We start from the raw sequence: 12,985 nt of genomic DNA on the forward strand, positions 1-12,985 counted from the left end.
TTCCACACTCAAGGTTGAACACAATTCACACGCCACTGAAGGTTGCCCCATGGTATTCAAACGCACGCTAAACTCGCTGACATTGCCCCAGAAATGCGCCATCATCGCGCTGCCGCTTTTGCTGGCTTTTGGCTTTCTGTTTCAGCAAATGTATACGCAAATCAACACGCTGATTAATTCGTCTGAAAACGAGTTGCGCGGTGCCGTTTTTCTGGAAAAAATTAATCCTGTAATGCAAAGGGTCCTGGCAGATCGAGCACAAAAACAGGCCGGGGCTGTTGGCGATCTCAGCGCAGCCCTGAAAGCAGCCAAAACAGAATTGCCAAAGAGCTGGCCCGTCACAGCCAGTAACCTGGAGCAAGTAACAGCCCTGTTGCCGCAAGCGCTGAACAAGGACACCACCGATGCCCAGTCCGAAGAACTGGGCAATCAACTGGTTACCCTGGTGCGCCAGCTGGCCGATGAAAGTGAACTGACACTGGACCCCTTCCTTCCCAGCTACTACATGATGAGCCCCATGGCCTTTCAGCTGCCACGCGTCATCGAGTATTTGTCTGAACTGGAGGGGCGCCTTCGCAACCCCAACAGCGATGCCGCAGCTACTTTGAGTTTCGTACAGTCACGGCTTGGCACTTTGGGCCGGGCCATGGATGAAATTCGTGAAGCCACCGAGAAATCAGCCGCTGCGGGCGGTGCAATTACCGCTGACACGCGCGCACAAATTGACACCATTGACCAACGAATTGACAGCATCTCGGCCTGGGTGAAAGAACAATCGGCCAAAGACCTGAATTACGACAGCGTCACGGGCCATGCCAACATGGTTGGCTTGCTTGGCGAAGCCGTCAACACCGGATTTCAGCTGAGCCAGAGTTTGAACAAAACCTTGCAAGCCGACCTGACAGAGCGCATCTCGGGCATGCAAGGCACGCTGATCAAGGCAGGCGCTGGTTCCTTGGCAGTACTTTTGCTGGCCTTGGCCTTGGGTTATGTGGTGTTCAAAGACACCAACACTGAAATCGCCCAGATTTTGGCGCATGCAAAAATTATCGGTATGGGAGATTTGTCCAAACCGATTGACAGCCATGGCAGCAATGAAATCAGCAAAATTCGCGCAGCACTCGAGAACATTCGTCAAAAACAGACCAGCCTGGTGGGCGAAGTAAAGGATGCTTCCACCCGAATGGCCGACACCATCAACACCTTGGTGATTGCCGCCTCACAGGTGAAAAGCAGCGTGCAAGAGCAAACCGACTCCGCCTCGGCGGTGGCCGCTTCGGTCGAAGAACTGACTGTATCGATCAGCCAGGTACATACCCATGCCAGCCAGGCGCTTGGTTTGTCCAATCAGGCAGGGCAATCGTCCATAAGTGGTCGCGAGAGTGTAAAACAAGCCCGCCAGGCCATGGAGGAAATTGGCACCGCATCGGGCAATCTGGCGCAAAGTATCAACAACCTGGGCAATCAGTCTGACAACATTTCCAGCATTATTCAGGTGATTCACGCCATTGCCGACCAAACCAACCTGCTTGCGCTGAATGCGGCCATTGAAGCGGCGCGCGCTGGGGAACAGGGGCGGGGTTTTGCGGTGGTGGCTGACGAAGTACGAAAGCTGGCCGAGAAAACTGCATCGTCGACCAAAAGCATTTCAGCCTTGATTTCAGACATTCAACACGAGACGCGCTCAGCCGTTGAGCAAGTCACTGGCTGGACCGACATGATCAACCTCGGTCAGAGCTCTTCCACGGGTGCCGACCAGCAAATGGAAGCCATCAACCACCACACCAGCGATGCCGAACGCGCAGTGACCGAAATTACAGAGGCCCTGAAAGAGCAAAGCTCGGCCTCAACGCTCATTGCCCAGCAGGTAGAACGAATTGCGCGCATGACCGAAGAAAGTCAAGGCGTCGCCCATGAAGTTAACCAGGTGATTACAGAACTACAAAACCTGTCGAATCAAATGGACGCCGTCATGGGCAAATTCAAGTTAACCCAGCAAGCGTAAAGCATCAATCAAGGTTTAAATTCGCTCGATCCTGACCTTTTCCTGAAACAGGATCGAGCTCAAGAAAGTCGCAAACAGGGAATACAACAGGGCGGCCAACACAGCCCACCAAAAACCATTGACCTGAAAACCTTCCAGAATGGAGCCCACCCAGTAAAACATCAAACCGTTCAGAATGAAGTAAAAAAGGCCCAGGGTTAATACAGTCAAAGGCAATGTCAGAATAAGCAATACAGGCTTCACAATTGTGTTTACCAAACCCAGAATCAATGCAGCCCACAATGCTGCCCAAAACCCCTCGACAACGACGCCTGGCAGCAGGTAGGCCACCCCCATCAGTGCCACTGCGTGTAAAACCCAGCTCAGCAAGAGTTTCAAATCCATTCCCTCCAAGTTCAGAAAACAAGTGATGTACAATCAAAACGCTTGCTTGCCAAGCTATCACATTTCGACAAAACCGGTTGGTGCACAATATCAAGCAACAACATTAAGCAACAACGAGAATTTCTGATGGATGTCACTCAACGCCTCGTCTCCCGCAGCTGCCCCTTCTGCCAAAACAGCGCAGAAGACGCACAGGTACTTAGCTACGGCAGCAGTGAGTGGCCAATGATTGAATGCAACAAATGCCATTTTGTGTATCTGAAACGCGCACCGGTTTATGAACGCTTGAGCGAAGAATTCGCTTGGGAAAAAACATCAGAAACCGAACGCCAGGTGCGCGAAGAACGCGAACCTGTGAAGCAAGGCTTAAGCCGCGCCTTCAAGCATTTTCGGCAAAAAGTACTCAAGCGCAACAAGTTGCCCGAGCTGATCGAAAAATACATTCCCGGTGGTCGCGTACTCGACATTGGCTGTGCCGCCGGCGGTTTGCTGGCCACTCTGCCCACCAAATACCAACCCCATGGCATTGAAGTGTCCAAAGCCCTGGCACAGGCGGCCAGTGAATTGGTCGAGCCTCGGGGCGGCAGCATCATGCACGACAACGCTCTGAACGGCATTCAAAAGCTGCCCGAGAACCACTTCGCCGGTGTGCTGATGAGCGCGTTTCTTGAACACGAAGTAGAGCCCAACGGTCTACTGCAAGGCGTGGCCAAGGTACTTCAACCTGGCGGCGTAGTCATTATCAAGGTTCCAAACTATGGCTCATGGAACCGAAAAATTCGCGCCGAAAAATGGTGTGGCTTTCGCCTGCCCGACCACGTGAATTACTTCACGCCCGAAAACCTGGAAGCACTCATTGTTCGGCAAGGCATGAAGGTGGTGCAATTTGGTTTGGCAGACAGGCAGCCCACCAGTGACAATATGTGGATTGTTGCAGCCAAGTAATCGGGGGCACACGCACCGGTCAAGCACTCACCGGCTTGACCAGCTTGTTGAGTATGTACATCAGGTCTTCGGGTTGCAACGGCTTGTGCAGCACCGCATTCATGCCCGCTTCAAGGGCACGTCTTTCGTCTTCCGGCCCCACTTCACCAGTCAAACCAATCACCGGTAAATTTGCATTGAAAGGTTGTTTGCGCAGTTCTCGGGTGGCCTCAAGTCCGTCCATCAACGGCATTTGTACATCCATCACCACCGCATCAAAACCATGGCCGTATTGCAACAAGAACGACAATGCCTCCAGCCCATTGTTGGCTTTGGTAATGTTGGCTTGCTTGCGCACCAAAATTCCTTCAAGCACCTTCAAGTTCAGGTCGCTGTCATCCACAATCAACAAATTCATTTTATCGCGTGCCGCAATTGCCGAGTTCATTCGCGTGGCCAGGTTCGGTGCCGCATTTTTGAATGCACTCTGAAGTTGAAGCGGGGTTAAGGGCTTCACATAAATTGCGCTAAAAATTTCGCTGATGCCTTTGTCCAACAAACGCCGTGTGTCATCACTGCCCAGCAGCACGGCACAGGGAACTCCCATCAAGCCCATGGCCTTGACAAACTCAATCCACGCCAGTCGATCAATTTGTCGCTTGGGGAAGTCCAGCACAACGCCAGCGACCCCGGGGGTGCTGACCATCAGCTTGCGTGCCTCATCAAGGCTGTCAGTGGTAATCAATTGACGACCCACCAAGTTACCGGCGTTGAGCAAGGCCTGGGTTTGAAGTTCACTGTCAGACACCAGCAGCACCGATTCACCTGTCTCGGTGAAAGTACTTGCGCCACCTTTGGGTACAGCGAATTCAAGCTCGGCCCAAAAGGTACTGCCACAGCCCAACTCGCTGTTGAAACCCAGGCTGCCGTTCATCAACTCAACCAGCTTTTTAACCAGGCTCAAACCCAGACCAGAACCACCAAACTCCCGTGCAACCGAGGTGTTGGCCTGATGAAATTGTCGAAACAGGTTGGCTTGCCCTTGCGGTGAAATACCGACCCCGGTGTCTCGCACTTCCACGCGCATGCGGCAAACACCATCTTGATTCGACAACACCTGCAACAGCAAATGCACATGCCCCACCTGCGTAAACTTGATGGCGTTGCCCACCAGGTTCACTACAATTTGACGGAAACGCAGCTCGTCGCCAATCAATTCACATGGCATGTGAGCAGGTGGTTCAATAATCAACTCGATTGGCTTGTTCGCCGCAGCGCCAGTCATGATTCCCGACACCTTGTCGATAAACTCCAGTGTCGAAAAGGGCTTGGACTCCAGCTCCATGCTGCCCGCTTCAATCTTGGAGATATCGAGCACATCGCTGACCAAATCAATCAGGTTGCGCGATGTTTTTTCCAGGCTCTCCAGCAACAACTTTTGATTGCTCGACACCGAGGTGTCCTTCAATAAATAAGTCAGGCCCACAATTCCGTTCAATGGCGTCCGAATTTCATGGCTCATGTTCGACAAAAATTCTGTTTTTGCCTGACTCGCCATTTCTACCCGTGTGTTGGCCTCCCGCAATCGCTTGTTTTTGTGCGCAAGGTTGTGAGCCATCTGGTTCACGGCTTTGGACACATCGCCCAGTTCGTCGTTGGAATTTACTTCACACACAGCATCTTCATTGCCGTTGCGAATTTCATCGGCTGTTCGTTTTAACTTGGCCAGCGGGTTCAACACACCCGTGCGCATCAACACCACCAACAAGGCGATCACCACCACAAAACTACCCAAACCCACCGATTCAAGAAGGGTCAAACCTTTCAGGTTTCGCGCCTGTGCATCATTCACTTGTGTGGCCCATTGGTAACCCAACTCGGAAATTACCTGGGTTTCGGCAATCAAGCGCTCCACAATCAGGCTTTCACGGCGTTCTAAAAACGCCGGGCTGTTATTCCCGGGCACTGTGCTGTTGTTCAGTTCATTGAAAATTGGTTTTAGCTCGGCCAAGCTACCTTGAATATCCGACAGTTCTTGCGGTGCCACCGAGGGGCTTACCGTGGAGCTGATCAATCTTTCAAGCTCTTCCTGAGTGCGCAACCAGGCATCCGCCACAGAAGGCGATTTGAACAGCACATACTCTTGAGTCAGCACCAACAGGCTGGAGGACAAACGGGTAATACTTTGTGCTTTCTGTGACTGCTCCAAGCCTTTGAACTGCTCACTGAGAATGAACAGATTGCCCAACACCAACACCACAGCACACACAATGGTGCTAAGAATGGCAAGGTTGATTTTGGTGGCAACACGCACTCTAACTTCCCTTTATTGAAGCGACACAGCGCCAGGGTCTACTGTTTTCAAAAAGGCGGGGTAAAAAAAACCGGTGTAATTGGGTTGCGGCAAATTAACATTCACATGCCCTTCACGAAGGGCCCAACGCGCCTGCCCTTCCATTGTGCGCGGCAAAGAGCGGTTTAAACTCAAACGAAACCGGTAGTCATCAAATATCTTGTCCACCACAAGCACCGGAATTTTCAACCGCTTGGCAGCCAAAGCCTTGGCTTGTTCCGGGTGGGTTTGAATAAACCGGGTGCTGTCCCTCAAAGCCTGTACAACGCGCTCAAGTTCCTGTGGTTTGTTTCTGATTACGCTTTGCATCGCAATCAAATTGAATGTCTCGGTGTACAGCTTCGGGATTGGCACCAGTTGCACGTCTGTTCCCAACTCCAGCTCGATGCGAGAGGCAAAAGGCTCCCAAATGCACAGGGCATCCACTTCCTTGGTGGCCAGGGCTGTCAGGGCTGTTTCGGGGGTAATGGCTTTTAACTTCACCGTGTCTGGGTCGATGCCGTTGTACACCAACACCAAATCGAGCACATACTGGCTTGCACTGCCCTTGACATAACCCAGGGTTTTGTTGCGAAGTTTGCCTGGTTCATTAATTTTGGCCTCAGCCCGGGCCACCACCTTCAAGTCGTTTGAAACGCTGACAAAGCTGGTCAAAATTGCAAAATCGTTTCTCGAGAAGCTGTTGAACACCACTGGCAACTCGGTGGCGGTGGCCAGGTCAGTTTGACCGTCCAACATATTTTTCATGCAACGGTTACCACCCACGCAGTTCACGAATTCAACGTTCACCCCCCGCTTCTGAAAAAACCCTTCAGCTTCAGCCACGTACAAAGGCAAAGACAACAAGGTTTCAGACACGCCAATGCGCAAAGGCGCAGCTTGGGCGACAAGTGATGACAACAAGAAACTGAGAAAAAGTGCGGTGCGAACCATTCAAACTCTCGATGACCAAAGGACCCCTCAAAAGTGTAGGGGCATTGTTACATCAGAAAACTACCAAGAAGAAACACAAAAAGCCATCTCTTCTGGACATTGAATGATCAAACACTCAAGGAGTGTAGCAAGGCGTGGACAGAGGGATGCACCTCACGCGGCGCACCCCTGAGTTACTTGAGTTTAGAAGGCAAAAGTGGCAGTCAAATTCAAGCCGTCGGCTTCGATGTTGTCTTTGTCATACAGCATCTCGTAACCTGCACGAATGTTCACGCTGCCTGCGGTGTACATCACACCACCGCCATAGCTCAGTGCGCCGTCGTCGTCGCTGGTGTTAAAGCCAGGGCCACTGACATTGGCATCCAGAAAACCGTAACCCAAAGTGCCGTACAGCGAGAACTGATTGTTCAAGGGCAATTTGCCCAAGAGGTTGGCACCAATGTAAGAATCCACCTCAGCGCGAAATGCGCCCGAGTTTTCCTCGTCCACACCGGTCAACAAACGACCCTCAATGGCCAAATTGGGACTAAGCTCGTAGCCACCAACCACGCCCAAGGTATCAACATCAAGCTCGACACCACCAATTCGGCTATCAGTAATTCCCAAGCTGTTGTAAGTGGCGCCCAGGTAAGGGCCTTCCGCGAAGGCAGGGCTGGCTGCGGCTGCAGACAAAACGGCGATAGAAATTAGTTTTTTCATGGCTGACTTCCTTTGTTTGTTATGGATACTGCGCACCCCTTGGGGAGTGCTCAATCACTAACGCGGGAAATCAGCCAACGGGTTACAAAAACCCGTGATTCACGGTAATCAGGCAGCCAATGGTTCCTGATTCTTGCGCTTCAAACTTGGCAGACTGTACTTGAACGCGCGGCCCACCACGGTAGAAAACTGCTTGAGCAGCGAAGCCTTGTTGTAATGCTGACCGTAGCGCTTGCAAATTTCCTGCACTTCAACCGACATTTCTGCGTAACGGTGCGCTGGCACCTCGGGGAACAGGTGGTGTTCAATCTGGTGGCTCAGGTTGCCAGACATGATGTGAAACAGCTTGCCGCCTGTCAGGTTTGAAGAACCCTTCAACTGCCGCAGATACCAATGGGCTTGCGATTCACCGTCAATAATCGACTTGTCAAACACTTCGGAATCAGCTGTGAAGTGACCGCAGAAAATGATGACAAAGGTCCAGTAATTGCGAATGATGTTCGCAAGGAAGTTGCCTGCCAACACCGGCAAAAAGAAGGGACCTGCCAACAGCGGGAAGAACACATAATCTTTCGCAATTTGGCGACCCGCTTTCTTGAAAGTAGGAATGGCGCGGTCTTTGGTTTCTTTCAGGGTTTTTTCACCGCTGATAACTTTTTCAAGTTCAAGCGTTTGCAAAGCCAACAGATTTTCAAAGAAGGTAGCCAAAATTACCATCAGCGGTACGTTGGCCAAAAAACGAGGTTCCCATTTTTGTTCAGGGAACAGGCGCAACACACCATAACCAATGTCATGGTCCTCACCCAGCACGTTGGTGTAGGTGTGGTGGCGGTAGTTGTGGCTGTAGCGCCAGTTATCGGCGGTACACCAGGTGTCCCACTCGTAGGTTTGGCCCATCAGGCGCTTGTTTTGCATGAAGTCATATTGACCATGCATCACATTGTGGCCCAATTCCATGTTTTCCAGAATTTTCGACACGCCCAAAGTCAAGGTACCAAGAATGAATGCCGGCGGGAAAATACCGGCCATCAACAGGCCACGGCCCGCGATTTCGGTGTAGCGCACTGCCTTTTCAATTTTGGTGATGTACTTGGCATCGCGTTCGCCCACATCCGCCAAATGTTTCTGGCGAATCGCTTCAATCTCGGCACCAAACTGTTCCAGTTCAGCGGGGCTCAATTTGCGGTCAGCTTTTCTCATGATTTGCTCCAGTATTTTTAGGTTTTGCTTTTAGAGGTCCAGGGAAACCGGGCCTTGGGCGGCGTTGATACACAAACGCAGCGCCGTGTTGTTGGTGCCGCACACCGATTTGTTTTGCATGTTCTGCGTGGTGCCTGTCAGCTTTTCACATGAACAGGTGTTGCAAATGCCCATGCCACAACCGTGTGGGGGATTAATGCCCTGCTCTTGCAGTGCTTTCAACAGGGGCTTGTTGTTGCTTACTTCAACAATGCGGTTGCTTTTGGTCAGGGTCACCGTGAATGTTTTTACCTCGGCGTTCTCATCAATGCTCAAGGCCATGGGGGTGAATGATTCGGCGTGAAAGCTCTTGGGCGTGTCGCCCAAAATGCCGCGCAGCGCAGTCATGAAGCCATCGGGGCCGCAGGCGTACACATCGGTCGTTTCCAGAGTACCCGCTACAGCGGCAAATTGCTCCGCACTGGGGCGACCCGCCAAATCACCTTCGGCCAGGTTGGCACCGTTTTCCAGCAAGCGCACATACTTGAAATGTTCGCCGGCTTTGGCTTTCAAACTTGAATCGAACAGAACGTCTTCCGGGTTGCGCGCCCAGCTCATCAAGGTTACATCTGCTGGCCAACCCTGTACTTCCAGTTCTTCAATCAGGCTGATCATGGGTGTAATACCGCTGCCCGCTGCCAGCAGCAACATGCTGGGGCGTTGTTGGCTCAATGTGGGCTGAGTGTGTGCAAGGGTCATGTCACCAAACACATCGCCCAGTTCCACCACAGTGCCCACTTCAAGTTGGTTCACTACATAACGTGAAACAAGACCCGTTGGAGTTTGCTTTATAGTCAGGCGCACCAACCCACTTTCAGTGGGGGCGCTGCTGAAGCTGTATGAACGCGTGTGCACCACACCATCAATCGTAATGCTCAGGTTCACGTGCTGGCCAGCCTCGAAACCTTTGAACAAAGCATTGGGGCGCAACCACAGGCTGACTGCATCCGCAGTCTCGCGATCAATACGCACCACCTCGGCCAGACAACGATCGCTTGAATGGGTGCTGCCCGCTTGCTCAAGCCAGAAGGTAACGAATTCCTGACCCAGAATTTTGGAGAGTCCGCGGACTACTTTGTTGGACAGTTGGCTGTTGGTTCTCATTGCGTTTTCCACGTTAGTGAACAGATGTGCACCAATGTAACTAAAAACGCCTGTTTTTCGCAAGAGATTTTGCTGAAAAAACTAGAATAAAGTGTCAGAAGAGTACAACTGTACACTTATTTTATTGACTAAATAATTGATTGTATTGATATTTTTTTATTTAATTGAAAAGGCTTTTTTAAGTGAACACTTTTGAGAATTTACCCTCCCAACAGTGCTTTTTGATCATTAATCATGCGATCAGCCACTATGCTGGCATCAATTTTCAAGCCTCCCTCACTCAGCTGACGGCGAATCATTTCCACCTTGTCCGCATCAAACGGGGTGGTACTGTCTGCCAACATGGTGCCTCTTGGCCTTGAGATCGACACCACCACGCTGGCACCATCCCGGTCCGCGGCGGTTTTCACCTCCGGTGGGCGCGAGGCGGCCAATGCGTCCGCCTTCTTGGGATCGGGCATGGTGAAGGCTATCGGGGATTTGTCGCCAGAGATCATGATGATGCTGAAGGTTGGTTTGTTGAGGCGGAAAAACAAAAAGATACTTAGAACGATTCCCGATATAAATCAGGCACACAGGAAAATGATTACAGGACTTCGGCCGACAACATGTCAGAAAATGAAGAAGCCAGCGCCGAGTAAATCCCGACAAAGCGGGAATTGCCACCCAAATTACCCATATCCTCTATCGACGCGCGATCAAATCAACCCACTAACATAGTGAAATCAAATCGCCAAACCCCCAACCCACCCGGAGTGCTGCTCATGATTCGTCTTTTGTATTGCAGCCAGGCCAAGTCCGATTTCAGTGAAGAAGTGCTGAAAGAAATCTTGTTGATCTCCAGGAAAAACAACAGCGCAGCGGGAATCACAGGCGTGCTGGTTCACGGAGGTGGCATGTTCATGCAAGTGCTTGAAGGGCCAGAGCAAAATGTGCTGCGCACCTACATGAAAATTCTCGACGACAAGCGGCACACCGACAGTCGAATCATTCAAATCTCTCCGATGAAAGAGCGCATGTTCGACAACTGGACCATGGGTGTTATCGAAGCAGAACCCCTGACCTTTGAACACGTTGCCAAGTTGCGAGCGCATCGCCTGGAAACATTGAATGCAGACGCATTTACGCAGGTGATACGTGAATTCAACGCCCTGCTGATTAAGACCTGAAACATTGCTCGGTCAATATAGAACACTTGACCAATCCCCCAAAGCGACACTAGGCCATGCTCAAATCCATTTGCGAGAAACTGGCCAACAGCCGTTTCGGCATTGCAGCCATGTGTCTGCTGACCTACCTGGGTGGATTCATTTTTCCCGTGCCCAGCGACATCATGTTGCCGCCCATGATCATAGGTCGCCCAGACCGCTGGAAACCCCTGATGATCGCATGCGTGCTGTGTTCGGTGGCTGGTGCCTGTTCAGCGTACTTACTTGGGTTTGCATTCGCAGGTGAATTGGCCACATGGGCACAATCGGTTAACCTGGAAGAAATAAACCAGGCCACAACACTGATGGCTGAATACGGCCCGCCTATTTTGTTTATCGCGGCATTTGCGCCCATTCCCTTTAAAACACTGGCGCTGGCCGCAGGCGCAGGCGCAATGCCCTTGGCGGCTTTTTTACCGGCAGTGGTGTTGGGCCGGGCTATTCGGTTTTATGTCATTTCGAAGGTGACGCTTCAGGGCCTGAAGTGGATTAACAGTTAATCAGTTTTCGAAATTCAAAGCGCCCTGACCGATAACATCTACTCTTAGTTCAAAAAGCTCAATTGGACACTCAACGGAAAATTGGGTGAGCGCATCAAAAACTCGGTCAGCCGACTCTTTATCCCCTTTGAATACTGTGATGTGGGGATTGAAGCCGAACTGGTTAATTGGAAAATCTGGTTTCCACCAGACCTTTCTTAGCGCTTCGCCTTGAACCGATAGATACACCACATGACAATCCGCCAATTCAAAGCGTCCTACACCCGACAATCGCAGCTTCGGTTCGTGGGAAAGTCTCTGCATGATCTGCTTGGATCTGCGAGAGGACACCGCTGTCTTGTATGGGCCGCGTATCGTTACGTGGGGGCTTGAGGGTATTTTTCCAACGCGATTAAAGCGCGAACGAAGATCGACAAAAAGATCCTGGATCTTTTTGTCTTTCACTTCTAGCGTAAGAATCTGTTGAGCGTTGGCCATTTTAAATTACAAGGTACTGTCGATATTCAGGTGAGACACTGGGATGATGCAAGGCCGAAAACAAAAAACTGGAGACTTGCCCAGCCTTGTCATTCAAAGCCATCCTGGTGGGGTCATCAAGCAAATTGAAATCCTGATATTCTTTAGTGTGCAAGAAAAACTCGTAGTCGTCCAAAAAAATTGTAAACCCACGACTTAATTGTGCATCATCTAACATGTCCAAACCAACAGCCAGCCTCTCAAGTGGAGTTTTCTCTGTTAAATCCAAAAGCCACTCCTGATTAACATGGCTTTGTAAAACCATTGGCAACACCGTGCTGAATGCTGTCAGCATCCGACTAAACTTCAAGTTGAAGTTTCGCTTCTTCCATGAACGTGTAGGCCCCGATCTTGCATTCTCGTAATTCAAACACAACGTTCGCCAGAACCTGAGCAAATCATTCAATAAAAACAGAGGTTTAAATTGACTGCCGTTGTCTCTGTCGCGAAAGTAGAACTTAAGAATTTCCTCTTTGTGTCTTCGATACAACTGCGGATCTGTAAGCGGCTTACTTTCCAGCAACATCAGCATTCGCACCGTAAACCAATTGACCCCATCATCTCTGGCAGAGCCAACACAAGACTCATGCTGTGGAATATTGAATATTTTTAGAAATTCACCGTCATTGCTAGGCTGCCCATAGCCCAACTCCTCATACACACCAAGTATCGAGGCCAAACATTTAACGTTATCAAGATGAGAGATAGGCACTTCGGCACTGGATGTCAAAAATAAATCCAAATCAGAATTCTCACCTGAATCGTGTCGCCCCAACGAGCCTGCGACAAAAACGCTGGTTTCAGAAGGATTCGTGAACTTTGCCGGATTGGAAAATTCACGCTTAAGGGCGTCAATTTTCTGTGTCGACAAACCTTGCCGCCGCCCTATACCTTGGTGTTGGCTAAGTATCACTGAGTACACAGAATTCCTCATCAATCTCATCATCCGCTCAAATAATTGGATGATAAAGACAATATGACGGCGCAACAAAAAATGCCTTGGGTGACTAACCCAAGGCATTTTCCAATCAATGTGGTAGGGCCGGAGGGGTTCGAACCCTCGACCAAAGGATTATGAGTCCTCTGCTCTAACCGCTGAGCTACAGCCCCACTTTACCTT

Annotated in this window: 13 protein-coding genes and 1 tRNA gene; 4 read left to right on the forward strand and 10 right to left on the reverse strand. The window is 50.7% G+C overall.

Annotated elements, in window-relative coordinates; translation table 11 throughout:
- Positions 1–49: 49 nt before the first annotated feature.
- Positions 50–2,005: a methyl-accepting chemotaxis protein gene (locus HKT17_RS12325; RefSeq protein ID WP_171100427.1), complete on the forward strand. Its 1,956-nt coding sequence runs from the start codon at positions 50–52 to the stop codon at positions 2,003–2,005.
- A 15-nt stretch (positions 2,006–2,020) separates the two neighbouring features.
- Here the strand turns inward: HKT17_RS12325 and HKT17_RS12330 are convergent, their stop codons facing one another.
- Positions 2,021–2,383 carry a phage holin family protein gene (locus HKT17_RS12330; protein ID WP_040513453.1) on the reverse strand — a complete coding sequence of 121 codons (363 nt, stop codon included), beginning with the start codon at positions 2,381–2,383 and terminating at the stop codon, positions 2,021–2,023.
- 132 nt (positions 2,384–2,515) lie between these two features.
- On the opposite strand from HKT17_RS12330, the gene HKT17_RS12335 reads away from it, so the two are divergent.
- Complete coding sequence (locus HKT17_RS12335) at positions 2,516–3,334, forward strand: class I SAM-dependent methyltransferase (protein WP_171100429.1); 819 nt, start codon at positions 2,516–2,518, stop codon at positions 3,332–3,334.
- Between the two features lie 19 nt (positions 3,335–3,353).
- On the opposite strand, the gene HKT17_RS12340 is transcribed toward HKT17_RS12335, so the two are convergent.
- The 6 genes from HKT17_RS12340 to flgM form a co-directional block, all read right to left on the reverse strand.
- Complete coding sequence (locus HKT17_RS12340) at positions 3,354–5,627, reverse strand: ATP-binding protein (protein ID WP_171100431.1); 2,274 nt, start codon at positions 5,625–5,627, stop codon at positions 3,354–3,356.
- Positions 5,628–5,639: 12 nt separating this feature from the next.
- The gene (locus tag HKT17_RS12345; RefSeq protein ID WP_205882430.1) at positions 5,640–6,566 is read right to left on the reverse strand and encodes an ABC transporter substrate-binding protein; all 927 of its coding nucleotides are present in this window, start codon (positions 6,564–6,566) and stop codon (positions 5,640–5,642) included.
- Between the two features lie 216 nt (positions 6,567–6,782).
- The gene (locus HKT17_RS12350) at positions 6,783–7,298 is read right to left on the reverse strand and encodes a porin family protein (RefSeq protein ID WP_171100435.1); all 516 of its coding nucleotides are present in this window, start codon (positions 7,296–7,298) and stop codon (positions 6,783–6,785) included.
- A 108-nt stretch (positions 7,299–7,406) separates the two neighbouring features.
- A complete protein-coding gene (locus HKT17_RS12355) occupies positions 7,407–8,498 on the reverse strand; it encodes a fatty acid desaturase family protein (protein ID WP_171100437.1) in 1,092 nt (363 codons plus the stop codon).
- Positions 8,499–8,528: 30 nt separating this feature from the next.
- Positions 8,529–9,641: a ferredoxin reductase gene (locus HKT17_RS12360; protein ID WP_171100439.1), complete on the reverse strand. Its 1,113-nt coding sequence runs from the start codon at positions 9,639–9,641 to the stop codon at positions 8,529–8,531.
- Positions 9,642–9,841: 200 nt separating this feature from the next.
- Complete coding sequence (flgM, locus tag HKT17_RS12365; protein ID WP_171100442.1) at positions 9,842–10,138, reverse strand: flagellar biosynthesis anti-sigma factor FlgM; 297 nt, start codon at positions 10,136–10,138, stop codon at positions 9,842–9,844.
- 267 nt (positions 10,139–10,405) lie between these two features.
- Between flgM and HKT17_RS12370 the strand changes: the two genes are divergently transcribed.
- Positions 10,406–10,810 carry a BLUF domain-containing protein gene (locus tag HKT17_RS12370; protein ID WP_171100443.1) on the forward strand — a complete coding sequence of 135 codons (405 nt, stop codon included), beginning with the start codon at positions 10,406–10,408 and terminating at the stop codon, positions 10,808–10,810.
- Positions 10,811–10,866: 56 nt separating this feature from the next.
- Entirely contained in the window at positions 10,867–11,349 is a 483-nt protein-coding gene (locus HKT17_RS12375) for a YqaA family protein (protein WP_171100445.1), read from the forward strand.
- Here the strand turns inward: HKT17_RS12375 and HKT17_RS12380 are convergent, their stop codons facing one another.
- The 3 genes from HKT17_RS12380 to HKT17_RS12390 all read right to left on the reverse strand — a co-directional run bounded on the left by HKT17_RS12380 (position 11,350) and on the right by HKT17_RS12390 (position 12,975).
- Positions 11,350–11,826 (reverse strand): 2'-5' RNA ligase family protein, encoded by a 477-nt coding sequence (locus tag HKT17_RS12380; protein ID WP_171100447.1) that lies wholly within the window; start codon positions 11,824–11,826, stop codon positions 11,350–11,352.
- Between the two features lies 1 nt (position 11,827).
- Positions 11,828–12,886: a hypothetical protein gene (locus HKT17_RS12385; RefSeq protein ID WP_171100449.1), complete on the reverse strand. Its 1,059-nt coding sequence runs from the start codon at positions 12,884–12,886 to the stop codon at positions 11,828–11,830.
- 13 nt (positions 12,887–12,899) lie between these two features.
- Positions 12,900–12,975 (reverse strand) — tRNA-Ile (locus HKT17_RS12390).
- Positions 12,976–12,985: the final 10 nt, after the last annotated feature.

This window comes from Limnobacter sp. SAORIC-580 (assembly GCF_013004065.1).
GTDB lineage: Bacteria > Pseudomonadota > Gammaproteobacteria > Burkholderiales > Burkholderiaceae_B > Limnobacter > Limnobacter profundi.